Source organism: Bacillus sp. MSP13 (genome assembly GCF_000815295.1).
GTDB classification, from domain to species: Bacteria; Bacillota; Bacilli; order Bacillales; family Bacillaceae; genus Bacillus; species Bacillus vallismortis.
This window is the reverse complement of record NZ_JXAQ01000003.1, coordinates 319,646-340,135: the sequence shown is the minus strand read 5'-3', so window position 1 is coordinate 340,135 and position 20,490 is coordinate 319,646. Positions and strand designations below refer to the sequence as shown.

21 protein-coding genes are annotated in these 20,490 nt (G+C 42.3%); 8 read left to right on the top strand and 13 right to left on the bottom strand.

What is annotated here, in order from left to right; genetic code table 11:
- Positions 1-133 precede the first annotated feature (133 nt).
- Positions 134-772: a YktB family protein gene (locus SC79_RS03045; RefSeq protein WP_039073829.1), complete on the top strand. Its 639-nt coding sequence runs from the start codon at positions 134-136 to the stop codon at positions 770-772.
- A gap of 36 nt (positions 773-808) precedes the next feature.
- On the opposite strand, the gene SC79_RS03040 is transcribed toward SC79_RS03045, so the two are convergent.
- Complete coding sequence (locus tag SC79_RS03040) at positions 809-1,075, bottom strand: UPF0223 family protein (RefSeq protein ID WP_039073828.1); 267 nt, start codon at positions 1,073-1,075, stop codon at positions 809-811.
- A gap of 184 nt (positions 1,076-1,259) precedes the next feature.
- Here SC79_RS03040 and speA point away from each other — a divergent pair, with 184 nt between their 5' ends.
- Positions 1,260-2,732: an arginine decarboxylase gene (gene speA, locus SC79_RS03035; protein ID WP_039073827.1), complete on the top strand. Its 1,473-nt coding sequence runs from the start codon at positions 1,260-1,262 to the stop codon at positions 2,730-2,732.
- A gap of 35 nt (positions 2,733-2,767) precedes the next feature.
- Here speA and SC79_RS20370 read toward each other — a convergent pair whose 3' ends face one another.
- A complete protein-coding gene (locus SC79_RS20370) occupies positions 2,768-2,887 on the bottom strand; it encodes a GapA-binding peptide SR1P (RefSeq protein WP_082022512.1) in 120 nt (39 codons plus the stop codon).
- Positions 2,888-3,305: 418 nt separating this feature from the next.
- Here SC79_RS20370 and slp point away from each other — a divergent pair, with 418 nt between their 5' ends.
- Entirely contained in the window at positions 3,306-3,680 is a 375-nt protein-coding gene (slp, locus tag SC79_RS03030) for a peptidoglycan-associated lipoprotein Slp (RefSeq protein WP_039073826.1), read from the top strand.
- 46 nt (positions 3,681-3,726) lie between these two features.
- On the opposite strand, the gene lpdA is transcribed toward slp, so the two are convergent.
- From lpdA to SC79_RS03005, 5 genes are all read right to left on the bottom strand, one after another.
- Positions 3,727-5,139 carry a dihydrolipoyl dehydrogenase gene (lpdA, locus tag SC79_RS03025; protein ID WP_039073825.1) on the bottom strand — a complete coding sequence of 471 codons (1,413 nt, stop codon included), beginning with the start codon at positions 5,137-5,139 and terminating at the stop codon, positions 3,727-3,729.
- Positions 5,140-5,143: 4 nt separating this feature from the next.
- The gene (gene pdhC, locus SC79_RS03020) at positions 5,144-6,475 is read right to left on the bottom strand and encodes a pyruvate dehydrogenase complex dihydrolipoyllysine-residue acetyltransferase (protein WP_039073824.1); all 1,332 of its coding nucleotides are present in this window, start codon (positions 6,473-6,475) and stop codon (positions 5,144-5,146) included.
- A gap of 114 nt (positions 6,476-6,589) precedes the next feature.
- Positions 6,590-7,567 (bottom strand): pyruvate dehydrogenase complex E1 component subunit beta, encoded by a 978-nt coding sequence (gene pdhB / locus SC79_RS03015; protein WP_039073823.1) that lies wholly within the window; start codon positions 7,565-7,567, stop codon positions 6,590-6,592.
- A 3-nt stretch (positions 7,568-7,570) separates the two neighbouring features.
- Positions 7,571-8,686: a pyruvate dehydrogenase (acetyl-transferring) E1 component subunit alpha gene (pdhA, locus tag SC79_RS03010; RefSeq protein ID WP_039073822.1), complete on the bottom strand. Its 1,116-nt coding sequence runs from the start codon at positions 8,684-8,686 to the stop codon at positions 7,571-7,573.
- Positions 8,687-9,109: 423 nt separating this feature from the next.
- The gene (locus SC79_RS03005; protein ID WP_039073821.1) at positions 9,110-9,781 is read right to left on the bottom strand and encodes a YkyA family protein; all 672 of its coding nucleotides are present in this window, start codon (positions 9,779-9,781) and stop codon (positions 9,110-9,112) included.
- Positions 9,782-9,992: 211 nt separating this feature from the next.
- Between SC79_RS03005 and SC79_RS03000 the strand changes: the two genes are divergently transcribed.
- Together SC79_RS03000 and def are read left to right on the top strand one after the other, a co-directional pair.
- Entirely contained in the window at positions 9,993-10,142 is a 150-nt protein-coding gene (locus tag SC79_RS03000; RefSeq protein ID WP_039073820.1) for a YjcZ family sporulation protein, read from the top strand.
- 110 nt (positions 10,143-10,252) lie between these two features.
- Positions 10,253-10,807: a peptide deformylase gene (gene def, locus SC79_RS02995; RefSeq protein WP_039073819.1), complete on the top strand. Its 555-nt coding sequence runs from the start codon at positions 10,253-10,255 to the stop codon at positions 10,805-10,807.
- Positions 10,808-10,844: 37 nt separating this feature from the next.
- Here the strand turns inward: def and SC79_RS02990 are convergent, their stop codons facing one another.
- The gene (locus tag SC79_RS02990; protein ID WP_039073818.1) at positions 10,845-11,618 is read right to left on the bottom strand and encodes a Cof-type HAD-IIB family hydrolase; all 774 of its coding nucleotides are present in this window, start codon (positions 11,616-11,618) and stop codon (positions 10,845-10,847) included.
- A gap of 383 nt (positions 11,619-12,001) precedes the next feature.
- On the opposite strand from SC79_RS02990, the gene rnpZA reads away from it, so the two are divergent.
- The gene (gene rnpZA, locus SC79_RS02985; protein ID WP_010328458.1) at positions 12,002-12,211 is read left to right on the top strand and encodes an RNA polymerase subunit omega 1; all 210 of its coding nucleotides are present in this window, start codon (positions 12,002-12,004) and stop codon (positions 12,209-12,211) included.
- 5 nt (positions 12,212-12,216) lie between these two features.
- Positions 12,217-13,884 carry a ribonuclease J1 gene (gene rnjA, locus SC79_RS02980; protein ID WP_039073817.1) on the top strand — a complete coding sequence of 556 codons (1,668 nt, stop codon included), beginning with the start codon at positions 12,217-12,219 and terminating at the stop codon, positions 13,882-13,884.
- Between the two features lie 34 nt (positions 13,885-13,918).
- Here rnjA and ade read toward each other — a convergent pair whose 3' ends face one another.
- The 5 genes from ade to abhA all read right to left on the bottom strand — a co-directional run bounded on the left by ade (position 13,919) and on the right by abhA (position 19,141).
- Complete coding sequence (gene ade, locus SC79_RS02975; RefSeq protein WP_039073816.1) at positions 13,919-15,652, bottom strand: adenine deaminase; 1,734 nt, start codon at positions 15,650-15,652, stop codon at positions 13,919-13,921.
- 157 nt (positions 15,653-15,809) lie between these two features.
- Complete coding sequence (gene ktrC, locus SC79_RS02970; protein WP_010328461.1) at positions 15,810-16,475, bottom strand: Ktr system potassium transporter KtrC; 666 nt, start codon at positions 16,473-16,475, stop codon at positions 15,810-15,812.
- 71 nt (positions 16,476-16,546) lie between these two features.
- Entirely contained in the window at positions 16,547-17,374 is an 828-nt protein-coding gene (locus tag SC79_RS02965; RefSeq protein ID WP_082022530.1) for a gamma-glutamylcyclotransferase, read from the bottom strand.
- Positions 17,375-17,387: 13 nt separating this feature from the next.
- Positions 17,388-18,674, bottom strand: a complete 1,287-nt coding sequence (gene kinC / locus SC79_RS02960; RefSeq protein WP_039073814.1) for a two-component sensor histidine kinase KinC — start codon at positions 18,672-18,674, stop codon at positions 17,388-17,390.
- 188 nt (positions 18,675-18,862) lie between these two features.
- Positions 18,863-19,141, bottom strand: a complete 279-nt coding sequence (abhA, locus tag SC79_RS02955) for a transcriptional regulator AbhA (RefSeq protein WP_003238863.1) — start codon at positions 19,139-19,141, stop codon at positions 18,863-18,865.
- Between the two features lie 283 nt (positions 19,142-19,424).
- Here abhA and mreBH point away from each other — a divergent pair, with 283 nt between their 5' ends.
- Positions 19,425-20,432, top strand: coding sequence for a cell shape-determining protein MreBH (mreBH, locus tag SC79_RS02950; protein WP_039073891.1), 1,008 nt, complete (start codon positions 19,425-19,427; stop codon positions 20,430-20,432).
- Positions 20,433-20,490 lie beyond the last annotated feature (58 nt).

Genomic DNA, 20,490 nt, shown 5'->3' with positions numbered 1-20,490 from the left:
AACATGATTCTGAAAATTGTGTGTTTACCTATTCGTTTATTACCACATTTCCCCTTTCTTCAAACGTGCTCAATCTTTTGACGCTCGTATGAACTGTGATAAAATATGTTTACTTGCATGAAGGAGGAAAACGATGACTCAAATGCGTTTTACAGAAGAAGACTTTAACACATTTACAATAGAAGGCTTAGACGCGCGCATGGAGGTACTAAAAGAGACGGTCCGTCCGAAGCTTACAGCTCTAGGCGAACATTTCGCCCCGACTTTATCTGCTTTAACCGGAGATGAAATGTTTCCGCATGTGGCAAAGCACGCAAGAAGATCCGTCAATCCCCCTGCCGACAGCTGGGTGGCGTTTGCAAACAGCAAAAGAGGCTATAAAAAACTGCCGCATTTTCAGATTGGTTTATGGGAAAGCCACGTATTTGTGTGGTTCGCGATTATTTATGAATCCCCTATCAAAGAAGAGTACGGCAAATTGCTTGAAGCGAATCAGGAAACCATAACAAAGAATATTCCAGACAGCTTCGTTTGGTCCGCAGACCACACAAAACCAGGAGTACATAAGCAGTCTGAAATGGACAAGGAACAGCTGAAGACGTTGTTTGAGCGTTTGCAGACTGTAAAGAAAGCCGAGCTGTTATGCGGCATTCAGCTTCAAAAAGAAGAAGTGCTGAATATGAATAACCAGGAATTCCTTCAGCGCATCGACGATGCCTTTCAGCAACTTGCTTTCTTGTACCGATTCACCCAAAAGGTATCACAAGCATAAACAAGAGCCGGGGCATGAAATGCCTCCGGCTCTTTCTTACATCTTAATCTTCGCATGCTCAGATTCTCTCGCCTGTTTCACCGTGCGATAAGGAGAGTATGTACTTTGCTCTTCAAACTCACCGCATAGCTTTTTTTCCTCAGCCTTTCCAGGTACAATTTCCTTGAAACGGCGGTAAACTTTAAGAAGCTCTTCACGATCTGCGCCTTTTTCATATGCAAGCTCAACCTGCTGGAAAAACGCAATCACATCCACTGCTTCTTCGGTTGTCCAATCTTCATTCATTGGATATTGGTACTCCATTTTCTTCACTCCTTATAGATTTGCTTCCTTCAAGAGAAAGCATCTTCATTAGATCATAAATTGTTCTTTACTTTCTTTCAAGTTCATAATATAATTCATTTGTTTTACGTCTAAAAAACGGTTGAGAAACTGATTTTAATACACACTATTATCCATAGGTATGATTACAAAGGTGGGAAAACAATTGTCGCAACATGAAACACCCTTATATACAGGACTGAAAAAGCACGCAAGCAGACAGCCTGTTCAATTCCACATTCCAGGCCATAAAAAAGGGGCAGGAATGGACCCAGAATTCAGACAATTTATCGGTGAAAACGCGTTAAGCATAGATTTAATCAATATTGAACCATTAGATGACCTGCACGCGCCTAAAGGCATCATCAAGCAGGCACAGGATCTGGCGGCTGAAGCATTTGGCGCGGATCACACATTTTTTTCTGTTCAAGGAACAAGCGGCGCCATTATGACAATGGTGATGGCTGTTTGCGGACCTGGAGATAAAATTATTATTCCAAGAAATGTGCACAAATCAATCATGACAGCTATTGTATTTTCCGGAGCAATTCCAATCTTTATTCATCCTGAAATTGACAATGAATTAGGCATCTCTCACGGCATTACGCTCGAGTCTGCTAAACGGGCGCTTACCGAGCATCCAGACGCAAAAGGGCTTCTTGTTATCAATCCGACTTATTTCGGTGTTGCAGCCGATTTAAAAAGCATTGTTGAACTCGCTCATTCGTTTGATGTGCCCGTTCTAGTTGATGAAGCACACGGCGTTCACATTCACTTTCACGACGAATTGCCGCTTTCAGCTATGCAGGCAGGGGCGGATATAGCAGCTACAAGTGTACACAAGCTGGGAGGATCACTGACGCAAAGCTCTATTTTAAACATGAGAGAAGGCCTCGTTTCTAAAGACAGAGTGCAATCCATCCTGAGTATGCTGACAACAACGTCTACATCTTACTTACTTCTTGCCTCTCTGGATGTTGCCAGAAAACGTCTTGCGACAGAAGGCCATCAGCTTGCCGAAAAGACACTGCAGCTTGCCAACCAGACGAGAGACCGCCTCAATCAGATTGAAGGCATGTATTGTGTCGGTTCTGAGATTCTCGGTTCAAAAGCAGCTTACAGCTATGACCCGACAAAATTGATTATCTCTGTTAAAAATCTTGGACTTACAGGGCATGATGTTGAAAAATGGCTGCGAGAATCCTTTAATATTGAAGTGGAACTATCCGATCTGTACAATATTTTATGTATTTTCACCCCTGGCGACAGCCAAAATGACGCAGATCGGCTTGTAGAGGCATTAACAGAGATTGCACATCATATGTCAGAAAAAGATATAACACACCAGCAAACTGAGGTACTGCTTCCGGAAATCCCTTTATTGGCAATGACTCCTCGTGATGCTTTCTATGCCAATACGGAGGTCATTCCATTAAAAGAAGCATCTGGACGGATTATCGCTGAATTTGTCATGGTATATCCTCCTGGTATTCCGATCTTCATTCCAGGTGAAATTATTACAGAAGACAACATCAGCTACATTTTTAAGAATCTTGACGCAGGCCTGCCGGTTCAAGGACCTGAAGACTCAACTCTAAACATGATTCGGGTCATTAAAGAACAAAAAGCGATACAATAAATAAAAAGCATGCGGCCAAAGCCGCATGCTTTTTATTACTCTTCATCAACAGGACATTGACATTGTCCGCAGCATGATCCGTATAATGTTGTCACTTTCTCATCTTCAAAGTAATGAATGGCTTCGTTGCAATCTTGGCAAACAATCGTTCCCATCTCTCATTCCCCATTTCTTTGAATTTTGAAAACGCTTAATTTCTTTTGTTGCTATTATATTAATATGTCACATTTAAAATGTCAACATCAAACTGTATAACACATTTAATTTAGATACGATGCTATATAGTGTTTTTTTATTTTTCACTATACAATCTCAACCTTCAAAAAACTGCTTTAATCGATACATATGCAAAATACCTCATGTGATTTCGTGTTTTCTTAAACTTCCATGAAAGAACACATCCACACATTCCTTATACCCCCAGACCGCTATGTTAAACGAATGATACGATATGTAATCTCACTTTAAAAACAGTTTCAATTATATAACAATTAGGTAACAAGGAGCAGATTAATCCGCCACTCATGATAAACTAAAACTAGTTTACTATTGTTTATACAGAGGAGAAGATAGATGCGATATCGCGCGGTATTCCCCATGCTGATAATAGTATTTGCTTTATCGGGCTGTACGCTTTCCACCATCAATCCGATAAAAAAAAGCCGGATTGACAATATTCATCATACACAAATTTTGTTTTTTTCTGATGAAAACCAAATTGATCAGGAAGCGCCATATTATGATGCACTGCTTGATTTAGAAAAAGATTATCCAGAGCAATTAGATAAAATGAAGGTTTATAATAACAAAAAAGGCTGGGAAGATGAAATTGAAACCGTTCCTACCCTTATGGTTGTTGACCAACGCCATGTCGTCGTGAAAATCGAGGGATGTGTGAAAAAGAAAGAAGATATCATTAAACCATTGCAGCATGTGCTGTCAAAATAAATAAAACAGCCCCCGCTTTATGCGAGGGCTGTTTTTGATATGAGCATTATTTTACGATGTGAATCGGACTTCCGATTGCCACTTCAGCTGCTTCCATTGTGATTTCGCCCAATGTTGGGTGAGCGTGAATAGTCATCGCGATATCTTCAGCAGTCATGCCGCTTTCAATCGCTAAACTTAATTCAGAAATCATATCTGAAGCACTTGCGCCGGCGATTTGCGCACCGATTACAAGGCCGTCCTCTTTACGAGTGATCAGCTTCATGAAGCCGTCTGTTTCGTTAAGAGAAAGCGCACGTCCGTTTGCTGCAAATGGGAATTTAGCAGCAACAATGTCAAGACCTTCTTCTTTTGCCTGCGCTTCAGTGTAACCAACTGATGCAAGTTCAGGCTCTGAGAAGACAACCGCAGGAATACCAAGGTAATCGATTTCTGCAGGCTCTCCAGCGATAGCTTCTGCTGCGATTTTACCTTCGTAAGACGCTTTGTGAGCAAGCGGCGGTCCTTCGATGATGTCACCGATTGCATAAATGTTAGATACGTTAGTGCGGCACTGTTTGTCAGTTTTCACGACACCGCGGTCCGTCATTTCAATACCGACTTGCTCAAGTCCAAGCTCATCAGTGTTTGGACGGCGTCCTACTGTGATCAGAACATAATCAGCATCAACCGTTTTTTCTTCGCCTTTTACTTCAAACGTAACTGTTACGCCGTCTGGTCTTTCTTCAACGCCTTTAGCCATCGCATTTGTATGGATTTCAACGTTGCCTTTTTTCTTCAGTCTGCGTGTAACAAGAGAACTCATTTGTTTTTCAAAGCCAGGAAGAATTTCTTCTCCGCCTTCGAGAATAACAAGCTCAGTGCCAAAGTTAGCATACGCCGTTCCAAGCTCAGTTCCGATATACCCGCCGCCGATCACAACGAGCTTTTTAGGAATTTCTTTAAGAGCCAAAGCGCCTGTTGAATTTAGGACACGCTCAGTATATTTGAAGTTTGGCAATTCGATAGGACGAGAACCAGTTGCAATGATTGCGTTTTTGAACGTGTATGTTTGAGCAGAGTTCTCATCCATAACACGAACCGAATTGCTGTCTACAAAATAAGCTTCACCTTTTACAACATCTACTTTGTTGCCTTTAAGAAGACCTCCAACACCGCCAGTAAGCTTGTTTACGACAGAAGCTTTCCATTCTTGAACTTTTGTGAAATCAACTGATACGTTCTCAGCTGTGATTCCCATGTCGTCAGAATGCTTTGCATTCTCATAGCGGTGGCCAGCATTGATCAGCGCTTTTGAAGGGATACATCCAACGTTCAGACAAACGCCTCCAAGAGTTGCTTTTTCAACGACTGTTACTTTTTGTCCAAGCTGTGCAGCGCGGATGGCAGCTACATAGCCGCCAGGTCCCGCACCGATTACAAGAGTATCTGTTTCAATAGGGAAATCTCCTACTACCATAACATTACGCCTCCATTAAAATTAATTGTGGATCGTTCAGTAAACGCTTGATGTGATTTAATGCATTTTGCGCAGTTGCTCCGTCGATCATACGGTGGTCGAAGCTGAGAGAAAGAGCTAAGACTGGAGCTGCTACAATTTCGCCATCACGAACAATCGCTTTTTCTGCAATGCGTCCGATACCAAGAATCGCAACTTCCGGATGGTTGATAACCGGAGTGAACCATTGTCCGCCGGCAGAACCGATGTTTGTAATTGTGCAAGATGCGCCTTTCATTTCAGCTGGAGCAAGCTTGCCTTCACGAGCTTTTGTTGCAAGGCCATTGATTTCATCAGAAATTTCAAAGACAGATTTACGATCTGCATTTTTCACAACCGGTACAAGCAAGCCTTTTTCAGTGTCAGCAGCGATCCCGATGTTGAAGTAATGTTTTTGGACTACTTCTTCTGTTTTATCGTCAATTGACGTGTTTAAAACAGGGAATTTTTTCAGTGCAGATGTAAGTGCTTTTACAACGTAAGGCAAGAAAGTCAGCTTGATTCCTTGATCAGCAGCAACCTGTTTGAACTGTTTACGATGTGCAACAAGGTTTGTTACGTCCACTTCATCCATTAACGTTACGTGAGGAGCAGTGTGTTTAGAGTTAACCATTGCTTTTGCAATTGCTTTACGGATACCGCTCATTTTTTCACGTGTTTCTGGGAATTCGCCCTCAGGAGCTGGTACAGCAGCCGGTTTAGCAGCTGTTTCTTGAGGCGCAGCCGTTTCTTGAGGTGCAGCAGCTTCTTGCGCTCCTCCGTTTACAAAGCTGTCGATATCTTCTTTCACAACACGTCCGTTGTTGCCTGAACCAGTTACTTTACGGATGTCAACGCCTTTTTCACGAGCATATTTACGTACAGAAGGCATAGCGATAACGCGTTTGTTAGGGTCAACTTCTGCTTGATCCTGCTGACCTGCGCCAGTTGCTTTTGCAGGCTCTTGAGCTTGCTCTTCTTTCGCAACGTCTTGTCCAGCTTCTGCAGTTGACTGAACTTGTGCTTCAGTTTTCGCATCATCTGACTCTTCGCTGCCTTTAAATTGAAGGTCTTCGTAACCAGGTGCATCAAACGTAATGATCGTTTGTCCAACAGTTGCAACCGTTCCCTCTTCAACTTTTAATTCTAATACTTTTCCTTTAACAGGTGAAGGAATTTCTACTACTGCTTTATCATTTTGGACTTCAGCCAGTACATCATCTTCGTCTACCTCATCGTTAGGCTTGACAAACCATTTTACGATTTCGCCTTCGTGGATACCTTCCCCGATATCTGGAAGTTTAAATTCAAATGCCACAGTTTTCGACCTCCTAGTTTGATTAAGCAATTTTAAAGTTTACATCGTAAGCATTGAAAACAGATATATAATAGAGGGAAAACATTCATCTTCCCTCTCGATTATGCAGTTTGATTAAAATTCAAGTACTTTTCTTGCTGTTTCAAGAACGTCTTTATGGTTTGGAAGCCATACGCTTTCTGCTTGAGAGAAAGGAAATACTGTATCAGGCGCAGCCACACGAAGTACAGGCGCTTCCAAGCTTAAGATCGCACGGTCGTTAATTTCCGCTACTACGTTTGCTCCAACACCGGCCTGTTTTTGTGCCTCTTGAACAACAATCGCGCGCCCTGTTTTTTCGACAGATGCGATGATTGTATCGATATCAAGCGGGCTTACAGTGCGGAGGTCGACAACCTCAGCAGAAATGCCGTCTTTTTCAAGCTCCTCGGCAGCTTTTAATGATTCGTGAACCATTGCGCCGTAAGTGATGATTGAAAGGTCAGTACCTTCACGTTTCACGTCAGCTTTGCCAAGCTCAATTGTGTATTCTTCTTCAGGAACTTCCTGACGGAAAGAACGATAAAGTTTCATATGCTCTAAGAAAACAACAGGATCATTGTCTCTGATCGCAGAAATTAAAAGTCCTTTAGCATCGTAAGGAGTTGATGGAATCACAACTTTGATACCAGGCTGTTGGGCAACAAGACCTTCTAAGCTGTCAGCGTGAAGTTCAGGCGTATGAACACCGCCGCCGAATGGAGAACGAATTGTTACCGGTGACGTCCAGCGGCCGCCAGAACGGTAGCGCATACGAGCCATTTGGCCAGAAACCGAATCCATTACTTCGTAAACAAATCCGAAGAATTGGATTTCCATTACAGGACGGAAGCCGTTTAAGCCTAAACCAAGGGCAAGACCGCCGATACCAGATTCAGCAAGCGGCGTGTCAAACACACGGTCTTCACCGAATTCTTTTTGCAATCCTTCTGTCGCACGGAATACGCCGCCGTTTACACCAACGTCTTCTCCGAAAACTAAGACATTTTCGTCATTTTTCAGTTCTGCGCGTAACGCATCCGTGATTGCTTGAATCATTGTCATTTGCGCCATGGCTTACTTCGACTCCTTCTGTGTATAAATTTCAAATTGCTCCTCAAGATTGTGAGGCATTTTTTCGTACATGATTTTCATTAAATCCGTTACTTTTTGCTTAGGCTCAGCATCAGCTTTTTTGATCGCTTGCTTAATTTCTTCTTTCGTATCCTCGATTACTTTAGCTTCTTCTTCTTCAGACCATAAGCCTTTATTTTCAAGGAACGCACGGTAACGTACTAGCGGATCTTTTTGTTCCCACTCATTTTCGATTTCTTTTGTGCGGTATTTAGTCGGATCGTCACCAGCCATTGTGTGCGGGCCGTAACGGAATGTAAGTGTTTCAATCAGTGTCGGGCCTTCGCCGTTGATTGCGCGCTCGCGTGCTTCAGCAGTTGCAGCGTATACAGCAAGCGGATCCATTCCGTCTACTTGTACGCCGACAATACCGGCAGCTACAGCTTTTTGTGCGATTGTTTCAGCCGCAGATTGTTTTTCAACCGGAGTTGAAATCGCGTAGCGGTTGTTTTGTACTACGAAGATTGCAGGTGCTTTATACGCGCCGGCAAAGTTAATTCCTTCGTAGAAGTCCCCTTGGGAAGCTCCGCCGTCACCAGTGTAAGTGATTGCGACAGCTTTCTTACCGCGTTTTTTAAGACCTAACGCAACACCGGCTGTTTGAATGTATTGAGCACCGATAATGATTTGTGGAGAAAGAGCATTCACATCATCAGGCATTTGGTTTCCTCTGAAATGTCCGCGAGAGAAAAGGAACGCTTGATATAATGGAAGGCCGTGCCAAATTAACTGAGGCACATCACGGTATCCTGGAAGAACAAAGTCTTCTTTTTCAAGCGCGAAATGCGTTGCAATCTGAGAAGCTTCTTGACCCGCAGTAGGAGCGTAAAATCCGAGACGCCCTTGACGGTTTAATGAGATAGAGCGTTGATCAAGCACACGCGTAAATACCATGCGGCGCATGAGCTCTTTTAATTGATCATCTGTTAAATCAGGCATCGCCGCTTCATTCACGACTTCTCCCTTTTCATTTAAAATTTGGAACGTTTCGAACTGCTTTTTAATGGCATCAAATTGCTTTTTGCTATCAACAATAGCTTTTTTCGTTTTTGCAGCCATACTAAGTCACCTCTTCCTTTCTTTTAAACAGTCATTAGACGTGCATTCCTTTTATACATACAAACTTAGGGTACCCTAAAGTATGATCAGTAAGTCGTATATATTTTAGCCGATCCCCAGTTTGCCAAAACCTTTTATGTAGGATAGTTACACTCTGCTTTGAACTGTATTATTTCGAAGTTGTAAAAAACTAATACAACACCGCTTAACATGGATTAGTTTACACCAAATAAAGAAGAACCGTCAATCGTTTTCATCGCTGATTTTCAATAATTGTATTCGCTTTACATTTTCAATAAAAAAACAGAAGCCGACTGCGCTCAAAACTGTACTAGTATACATCTACATACTGTACTACAATAGAAATGAAAATTTTGAACAATATCAATGTCTTTTGCATTTAAAAAAGAGCTGTTCTCAAAGTCAGCTCTTTTTCACTTGATAGCCTGCGGCATCGTATAGATCTTCTCGGGCTTCATTATATTTTTCTGTTTGTTCATTAAATTCTCCGCTATATTTCAGGACCTTTTTATAAGAAGCATTCACTTTATCGATCTGCTGATCCAGAGCATCCCGTGTCAAGCTTTTGTCTTTCAACTGCATATACAGCTTTTTATCAAGCTGAAGCGCTTTATTATATTCTTCATACAGGGAGTCATAAGATGAATATCTTTTCTCCATCTGGCTTGCTGCGGCGTCAGCCTTTTCTTTTATGTGCTTATCCTTAATATGTTGAGCAGACGTTTTCGCTTCTTCAAATGCCGATTCCGATTTTTTGATGCTGTCATTTTCAATCTTTACATGTTCTTCACGCTTGCTGATATTTTCAAGCGCTTCGTTACATAAAGCTGCAATTTTTTTATAGTCATCCATATTGAGTGTCATTACATCATCATAAAGCTGATTTTCTTTCGCTTCCAATTCTTTTAGCGTTTTCTGCTCTTCTAAAAACGGCTTCTCCGATTCTGCGGCTTTTTCTAATGACTGATGCAGTGAATCAACCGGGTCCTGCCCCATGCATCCTGATAACATCAGAGTCACAGCAAAAAAGACACCGATTTTCATCCCAGACCGCCGTTTTAATGCGTCTTTCACGTTAAATCCCCCAATCTTGACCATTTCTACTATAGAATTCACCGGGTGATTTGGCAATAGCTTTCCTGAATGAGGAATACAGAAACCAAACCAAAAAAGTGAAAAATCAGGACAGATGACCATACAACTTTTTCGTTTTTACATAGGTTATAGTAGACGCTATGCCTACTCATAAAGGCTCTGGCGTAATTCAAAGAGGAGGTTTTGTAGTATGTATGGATATGGATACGGCGGAGGCTGCTGCGGTTATGGTGGTTACGGATATGGCGGATACGGATATGGCCGCACATTTGCGCTAATCGTTGTTTTATTCATTCTGTTAATCATTGTCGGAGCTGCTTATTTAGGCGGAGGCTGCTAATCACACAGGAAGAAATTCGACCAGCCATCAACGGCTGGTCATTCGTTTCGTTGCACCTTTGTGAAGAAATCCGATATAATTTACATATTAAGCTTTAGGAGTGAAGTTTCTTGATTACTATGGAAAACATCGTACGTGACGGACATCCAGCCCTTAGAGAGACAGCTGAACCTGTTGAGCTGCCTGCGGCTGACGTAGAAAAACAGCAGCTGGCCGACATGATCGAGTTCGTTAAGAACAGCCAAAATCCGGAACTGGCCGAAAAATACAAACTGCGTCCGGGCGTAGGACTCGCAGCTCCTCAAATGAATATAAAAAAACGAATGATCGCCATTCATGCGGAAGATTCTTCCGGCAAGTTATACAGCTATGCTTTATTTAACCCAAGGATCGTCAGCCATTCTGTTGAAAAAAGCTACTTAACAAGCGGCGAGGGCTGCCTTTCTGTTGATGAAGCGATTCCAGGCTATGTTCCCCGCTATGCTCGCATCAGAGTAAAAGGAACAACCCTTGAAGGAGAAAACATTGATATTCGTTTAAAAGGATTTCCGGCAATTGTGTTTCAGCACGAGATCGATCATTTGAACGGCGTGATGTTCTATGACCATATTGATAAAGAGAACCCTTTCAAAGAACCTGAAAATGCGATCGCGATTGAGCGCTAAAAAAAATAGCTGGCACAATTCAGTGCCAGCCATTTTTTTATGTTAAAAGACCCAATTCTTTGACAGCGTACGCGATTCCATCCTCGTCTACCGGCTTTGTTACAAAATCCGCGATTTCTTTCAATTCTGGAACAGCATTGCCCATAGCCACACCTGTTCCAACATACTCAATCATTTGCAGATCGTTTAATCCGTCCCCAAACGCATATGTATCGCTAATATCAAACGGAAGGCGCTCGATCACTTTTTTGATTCCTTCAGCCTTCGAACCTCCATGCGGCAGAACATCAGTCGAGAGATCATGCCAGCGCACTAGATCAAATTCAGGAAAAGCCGCGTAAGCTTTTTCTTCTTCATCCCGGCAAAATAACAGAAGCTGAAAAATGTCTTTTCCTTCATAGAAAAGGTCATCGGTTTCTGGATAATCGGTTTTAAGGCTTCCGATTCCCTCCATGACATGAGGATGATCCGCAACAGTCGCTTTCATTGTGTCCTCAGCCATAAACACGACAGGATGTTTGCCCTCTCCCGCCTGTTTTAATAATCGTTTGACTGCCTCTTCAGGCAGAGGATTTTTATAAATCACTTGATTTTCAAAGACAACATATTGCCCATTGTAAGAAATAAACGAGTGTATGCCCAGCTCTTCTATAATAGGCTTAACTAAAAACGGAGACCGCCCGCTGGCAATAAACACATGGTGCCCTTGGCGCTGCAGCTCGGCCACCGTTTTTCTCGTACTTTCCGGTATATTCTTATCATGATCATATATCGTACCGTCAATATCAAAAAAAATTAATTTTGAATCCATTATAACTTCCCCTTTATCGTCTTGATCTGCAAATCCCACCTTCATCATACAAAAAGATTGCCATTCAGCAAACTATTTGGTTCAAAAAACACATTTCAATTCCATTAATAACCACGAAAAGTCTTCCCCCATCTCCGTATACTATTTGTATAAAAGAACTATGGACAAGTTAAGATGAAAGGAGGAAGGAACAAATGCTGCGCAAATTAAGAAAGAAACTCAGAAGACAATGGAACGGAATGCTCCGCAAGAAAGCCATTGCCTGACAAGGGATCTTCCGTTTTTCAAAGGATCCTTATTTTGCTCAAGGCTTTCCTTATATTCCGTTTTCGAATATAATAGAAGAAGCGAGTCTAACATACGGCATTTAAGGAGAGATTTGGATGATTTATAAGGTATTTTATCAAGAAAAGGCTGACGAAGTACCTGTTCGGGAAAAGACAGATTCACTTTATATTGAAGGCGTATCTGAGCGTGACGTCAGAACTAAGTTAAAAGAGAAAAAATTAAACATTGAGTTTATTACACCTGTTAATGGTGCATTTCTAGAATACGAACAACAGAGCGAAAATTTTAAAGTATTGGAGTTATGAGCGGTATGAAATTTGTAAAAAATGATCAGACTGCCGTTTTCGCCCTCGGAGGACTGGGCGAAATCGGTAAAAATACGTACGCGGTGCAATTTCAGGATGAAATTGTGCTGATTGATGCGGGGATCAAGTTTCCCGAGGACGAGCTGCTCGGGATTGACTACGTTATCCCAGATTACACGTATTTAGTCAAAAACGAAGATAAAATTAAAGGGCTTTTTATCACCCACGGTCATGAAGACCACATCGGCGGTATTCCGTACCTGCTCAGACAAGTGAATATTCCTGTTTACGGCGGTAAACTCGCGATCGGCTTACTTCGGAATAAACTTGAAGAGCACGGATTATTACGACAGACGAAACTGAATATTATCGGTGAGGATGATATCGTAAAATTCCGTAAAACGGCAGTGTCATTCTTTAGAACTACACATAGTATTCCGGATTCCTACGGTATTGTTGTAAAAACGCCGCCCGGAAACATTGTACATACTGGAGATTTCAAATTCGACTTTACTCCAGTCGGCGAGCCGGCAAACTTAACGAAAATGGCCGAAATCGGCAAAGAAGGCGTTCTATGCCTCCTATCAGACAGCACAAACAGCGAAAACCCGGAGTTTACCATGTCTGAGCGCCGTGTCGGCGAAAGCATCCATGACATTTTCCGCAAGGTGGACGGCCGAGTCATCTTCGCTACATTTGCGTCGAATATTCACCGCTTGCAGCAGGTGATTGAGGCAGCTGTATTAAATGGAAGAAAAGTTGCCGTATTTGGACGCAGTATGGAATCCGCGATTGAAATCGGACAAACTCTCGGTTATATTAGCTGCCCTAAAAATACATTTATTGAGCATAACGAAATCAATCGTTTGCCTGCCAATAAAGTAACGATATTATGTACGGGAAGCCAAGGGGAACCGATGGCAGCATTATCAAGAATTGCAAACGGCACACACCGCCAGATTTCAATCAATCCTGGGGACACAGTCGTATTTTCTTCATCCCCTATCCCAGGCAACACAATCAGCGTAAGCCGGACAATCAACCAGCTGTATCGCGCGGGGGCAGAGGTTATCCACGGACCTCTAAATGATATTCATACATCCGGTCACGGCGGACAGGAAGAACAGAAGCTGATGCTTCGTTTAATCAAGCCTAAATTCTTCATGCCGATTCACGGAGAGTACAGAATGCAAAAGATGCATGTCAAGCTTGCAACAGATTGCGGCATCCCTGAAGAAAACTGCTTTATCATGGATAATGGCGAAGTATTAGCGCTTAAAGGAGATGAAGCTGCAGTGGCCGGCAAGATCCCTTCTGGTTCAGTATACATTGACGGAAGCGGCATCGGGGATATTGGCAATATCGTACTTCGCGACCGCAGAATTCTTTCTGAAGAAGGTCTGGTCATCGTGGTTGTCAGCATTGACATGGATGGCTTTAAGGTTTCAGCGGGACCTGATTTAATTTCCAGAGGATTTGTGTACATGAGAGAATCTGGCGACTTGATTAATGATGCTCAAGAACTTATCTCAAACCACTTACAAAAAGTGATGGAACGAAAAACGACTCAATGGTCTGAAATCAAAAATGAGATTACAGATACACTTGCACCGTTCTTATATGAAAAAACGAAACGCCGCCCGATGATCCTTCCGATCATTATGGAGGTTTAAAAAAAGATGCACTCACTTTGGAGTGCATCTTTTTTTATTGTAATGTTATGTGCTGGAATGACTTTACATCAAATAATCCCGTTGTCGTCATTTTGATATCAGGGATGACAGGCAAAGCCAAAAATGACAGCGTCAAAAATGGATTAAATCCGCCTGTGAAACCTACTTTCGACAATTGATCATGCAGCGACATCAAGCTTTGATTCACCTGCTCCGCTGATTGGTCTGAAAGTAAACCCGCAATCGGCAGCGGTACTGAATGAAGCTCGTCTCCATTATTTACAATGGTTAATCCTCCGCCAATTTCCTGGAGTTTATTAACTGCAGCCGCGATATCAGCATCGTTTGTCCCGACGGCAATAATATTATGGGAATCGTGCGAAATGGTTGTGGCAATCGCTCCGCTCTTCAATCTAAATCCATTCACAACACCAAGTCCGATTTCTTTTAACCCTTTATGCCGCTCAACAACAGCAATCTTTAACAAATCGAGCTCAGTGTCAGACTCAAAAACATGCCCTTCAGGAGCAGGAACACGTACCATCCGTGTTTCAAGCTGATTTGGAATGATTTGAATCACATTGATTGGCTGATTTGGTTCGATTGGCATATGAAAATTCTGTTTATTAAGAGGCGCGGCGAGTTTAACAGAATGAAGCAGAGCCGGTTCTGGTGAGGGAGCTGAAGCACTATCTTGATAGACTGCTTCACTACCTTCAGAAACCGTTTGTCCTTTTACCATTGTCTTTGTGACAGTGACGTTTTCCAGATCAGAAACAAAGAGCAAATCGGCGTCAAAACCCGGGGCAACCGCTCCCTTTGTATCTAATCCGTAGCATTCAGCTGCGTTAAGGCTTCCTAATTGATAGGCTAAAAAAGGGTTGAGTCCGGCTTCAATCGCCATTTTCACCTGATGATTCACACTTCCCTCTGACAATAAATCATCCACATGCTTATCATCTGTACAAAAGAAGAAACGGCGTGCGTTCTTTTCATTCACTGCCGGCAGCACATTGAGAGTGTTTTTTGCGACTGATCCTTCACGCATCATGACATACATTCCTCTTCTAATGCGATCAAGCGCTTCCTCTTTCGTTGTTACTTCATGATCATTTAAGACATATGCAGTTCTATAAATATTAATGAGGTCTGTTGATAAACCCGCTAAATGACCGTCAACCCGCTTTCCTGCAATACGGGCATCGAGCAGTTTCTGAACCATATCTTCCTCAGCCTGCTGAACTGACACATAGTCCATGACTTCAGCTAGTCCTAAGACTTCTTTCTCTTCGTAAAAAGGCTTTAAATCGGCAGCTTTAAGAACTGCGCCTGATCGCTCAAAGCTTGCGGCAGGCACACTGGAGGGAAGCATAAAATGAATATTCAGCGGTGTTTGCCGAGCCTGTTCAATCATAAATGCAATCCCTTTTTCACCAGATACATTCGCAATCTCATGCGGATCGGTAACAACTGTCGTTACACCATGCGGCAATACCGCTTTAGCGAACTCAATCGGTGTTACCATTGATGACTCAATATGTACATGTCCATCTATAAAACCTGGAACAATCATTTGTCCCTCTGCATCAATAACATTTTCGCCTTCATACTCGCCGAGGCCTACAATGACTCCATCTGTAATCGCAATATCTTCATATATCCACTCTTGATTATATACGTCCATGATTTTTCCGTTCTGAATGACGATATCAGCTTTTTGTCTTCGGGCTGAAGCATTCAGCCTATTGACCAGCTCTCCTTTATTCAAATAGGCCCCTCCTCTTTTTTATTATATGGTACAATATGCTATCGGAACGACCATGCTTAGTCAATAAAATGTTAGGAAATTAACGCTCATTTCATTAAAGTCGTTATATTCTGATAATATTAAAAACACCGCCCTTTGGGGACGGCTTGTTTTACTGCTATTTTGTATAAAGAACTCTTTTTTCAAAACGGGAAATGTCTGTCACTGATCCAATGACGATGAGAATATCTTCTTGATGTATCACTTCCGTCGCAAGAGGTGATACGATGACTTCCTTGCCTCTTTTGATAGCTACGATGTTAATACCGTATTTCGCACGAATATCTAAATCGAGAAGCGTATTTCCAGCCAGGCGGCTGTTAGCTACGATTTCAACAAGACTATGCTCTTCAGACAGCTCCAAATAATCAAGTACGTTGTTGGACACGATGTTATGCGCAATTCGTTTTGCCATATCGCGTTCCGGGTGGACGATGTGATCGGCTCCGATTTTAGAAAGCACTTTTTCATGATAATCGTTCTGTGCCTTCACTGTAATGGTATGAACGCCAAGTTCTTTCAGAATAAGAGTTGTTAAAATACTCGCTTGAATGTTTTCGCCGATTGCTACAATGACGTGGTCAAAATTTCGCAGACCTAAATTTTTCAGGACAGACTCGTCTGTTGAATCACCGATAACGGCGTGGGATGCGATCTTGGCATACTCGTTGACTTTATCTTCGTCAATATCCATCGCCATAACCTCGACGCCTTCTTCGCTTAATGCTTTGCAAATACTGCCACCAAAACGGCCCAGTCCAATTACCGCAAATTCTTTTTTCATAATGGTGCTCCTTTACCTGACTTCATATTGTTCAAATTTTATCATATTCTTTTGTAACAGTGTTAATTTCGTTACCCTTTTGGCAGGGAATTCATATGCCGCTTGAGCTTTTCAGCAAACGCCGATGACAAATACATCTCCGCTCCGCGTTCAATTTCAACCTGATAGTGCTGAGGCGGGGCAGTTTCCGGTTCTTTTTGGAGGACGAGAAAGGTTAAGCAATCTGTATAGCGCCTCCCCCCTGCTTCAACGTCTACAAAGGCCGGCCGATACGCAAAAGATGCTACGCCCTCCCTTTTATATAAATAAGTGAGAGCAGAGAAAGGAATACGATATAAAACGCCTTCCGTTGTTCCTCCGTCTTCCATCATATCCGCTCTTGAGCCGTCTTCCCTTTTTAGGGTGAAGCGGGTTGTGTATCCTTTTAAAACTGCTCTCCCTACTGGATCTTGAAAATAGTGTTCGACTCCCGCCTTTTGAAAGCGGGCATTGTCCATGCAGGACCCATAAGCAAAATAATAAACAGGATTGTGCGATTTGCTGATCATTTGATGTTCTTTCCAGTCACCGCTGCTTATTTTTGAAAAGCCGGCACATTCGGTTTTGTTCATATCATAAACTAGCGCTTTTTTGATTCCGTCATCCGTTTCTACAAGGACCGTATGTTTTTCACTGCCTTGATAAAATTGATCGAGCTTATGTATACACCATTCATCTGCTTCATATAACTCGCCGCATATATAGCCTTCATCATCAAAAGCGGCTGCAGGCCCCTCATTTGAATCAAACAGACATCCCTTCGTTCTGGCCTGCTCATTGATACATACCGACTGCGCAAGCAGATGATGATTTTTTTCATGTTTTCTTAATGTCCCGTATACAAACAGCAGCATGTGTATCGTCTCCCCCCTCTCAGCCGTTTGGTTTAAAAGGCAGAACAACTTGAAAGACACTGCCTTTTCCAGCTTCACTTTCGATTTTCAATTCTCCGTCATGCTCCTTCAAGATTCTTAAACAAATGGCAAGTCCGAGCCCCGTGCCCTTTTCTTTGGTTGAATAAAAAGGTTTGCCAATCTGCTTAAGCTTTTCCTGGGGCATGCCGTTTCCTTCATCTCTCACGCTTATCACGGCGTGAGAGGCTGTCTTAGCGGTTGAAATGGTAACGACACCGCCTTGTGGCATTGCCTCAATTCCATTTTTAATGATATTGATAAAGACCTGCTTCAGCTGATTTTCGTCTCCGTTAATGATACAGCTCTCTGTCTCTTTGAAATTTTTTTCTATGACGATATTGGACAGAATTGCATTGGTATCAAGCAATGTCGTAACTTGTTTCAGGATCTCGTTGAGGTGATGCGCCTTAAATGTGACCGCCTGCGGCTTTGCAAGCAGCAACAGCTCGCTGAGCACCAAATCAATTCTTTTAATCTCTGAAAAAATGATGTCAAAATAACCTTTTCTGTCTGGATATTGTGTTTTCATAATCTGAAGGAAACCGCTGACAGAGGTTAAAGGGTTTCTGACCTCATGTGCAATCCCGGCGGCAAGTTCACTTGTGATTGACAGTTTCTGAGATTCTCTCGCCAGCCGTTCATTAATCTCAATAAGCTCATCTTCGGCTTCTTTCCGCTCAGTGATATCTGACATTGTGCCCAGGCTGCCTGTAAATTGGTCATCTCGATCGTAGTAAAGTTTATAATGAACTTCTCCCCAAAAAATCGTGCCATTCTTTGTCACGTATTTTGCCGTAAACATGCCAGAAGAGGCTTTGTTTTGAATTTGCGTGCTGATGTGGTCGGCTACGTGCTTTTCTTTTATGAAGTAATCATTATACATTGTTCCCATACATTCACTGATTGAAAAGCCGGTTATGGAGGCCCACGCTTGGTTTAAATATGTAATTTCACCTTTGTCATTCGTTTGAAATACGATTTCCTGCAAATTATCCATGATGCGGTTTTTTTCTTCAGAAAGCTGTTTATACTTCCATTCATTATCCTTCATTTTCTGAACCAGCTGCTGTTTTTCATCAATATAATAAGCCAGCATCCAGACACTTGCTAACGTGACTGCAGTATACACAATATCAACAGGCCAATTAATCGGGTTTTTGCCTATAAAATAAAATAAATAATCCCAAAACATAATAAAAATCATTGCCAAGATGATGGAAATGATACGTGCTTGATATTTTCTCATATGACCACCTGCCGCTTGTGTTTCTCTATTTATTGTACCATTCTTCAACAAATAATTGAGTAAAATATGTAAAGTATCCCAAATCATTCATCACATGATGTATATTTTTCCATATATTAGGCGGCGGATTCGGAAATCGGCAGAAAGAAAGGCGGAGATTGTTTCTTTCCGCCTATTTCAACATGATATTATTCTTTTAAAGCGGCTTGGATTTCTTCGAGAAGCAGCTGTGCACCCTCAGGGCTTAACGTAATCTTACCATTGCCGTATTCTTTATTATCTGAAGTGATTTCTCCGGTCATTAAACAAACCCCATGAGGTTTATACTTTTTCAAGATAATTTTATCCCCGTCAACAAAAAACTCAATGCTGTCTTTTATCGCAATATCCAATGCCCGTCTTAATTCGATCGGCATGACAATACGCCCTAACTCATCTACTTTTCTCACAACACCTATTGATTTCATAAAAAACCCTTCTTCCTTTAAATGTTTCTTTTCTCATGTAATGTTTAAGGATGAACCTCAATATATCGTAGACGTATGAAACTCAGAAAAAGTTTCCCGCTTTCTATAAGAATCACAAGATATTTTTACCATAAAACCGAAAAATGTATTACTTCTGTTACACTGCTCCATGATTTTTTACAAAAACATTTCTTTCCCGACACACACCCCCAAAAATCGCTTCATTTCTCAGAAACTTTAAATGTAGAATGATATAAAATCAGGATAGAGATTGGGTGAAAACATGTTTCAATCAACTGAAATCGGGATTGACTTAGGAACAGCTAATATACTTGTGTACAGCAAAAATAAAGGGATTATCTTAAATGAACCATCTGTAGTGGCAGTGGATACTACGACAAAAGCAGTCCTTGCGATCGGGACTGACGCGAAAAACATGATCGGGAAAACACCAGGAAAAATTGTCGCTGTCAGACCAATGAAAGATGGCGTGATCGCAGACTATGATATGACAACCGATTTGCTAAAGCACATTATGAAAAAAGCCGCAAAAAGCATCGGCATGTCGTTCAGAAAACCGAATGTAGTCGTTTGCACACCGTCAGGCTCGACAGCCGTAGAACGCCGTGCCATCAGTGACGCGGTGAAAAATTGCGGCGCGAAAAACGTCCATTTAATTGAAGAGCCGGTAGCAGCCGCCATCGGAGCGGATTTGCCGGTCGATGAGCCGGTTGCCAATGTGGTAGTAGATATCGGCGGAGGGACGACAGAGGTCGCCATCATTTCCTTCGGCGGCGTTGTTTCCTGCCACTCTATTAGAATCGGCGGAGACCAGCTTGATGAGGATATCGTTTCCTTCGTCCGGAAAAAATACAATTTGCTGATTGGTGAACGGACAGCTGAGCAGATCAAAATGGAGATTGGTCATGCTTTAATTGAGCATGTTCCTGATGCAATGGAAATCCGGGGACGCGATCTCGTGACAGGCCTTCCCAAAACCATTATGCTTCAATCTAACGAAATTCAAGATGCAATGCGTGAATCTCTCCTGCATATTCTTGAAGCCATCAGAGCTACACTTGAGGACTGCCCGCCTGAATTGAGCGGAGATATTGTTGACCGCGGTGTCATTTTAACAGGCGGCGGCGCGCTCCTTAACGGGATTAAAGAATGGCTCACAGAAGAGATTGTCGTGCCTGTACACGTGGCGCAAAATCCGCTTGAATCTGTGGCAATTGGCACCGGCCGTTCTTTAGAGGTGATTGATAAGCTTCAAAAGGCGGTTAAATAGTCTTTTCCTGAAAAAATCTCACATGCAGCAAATTTCTTGCTTCTTTTTTCCTCACTCC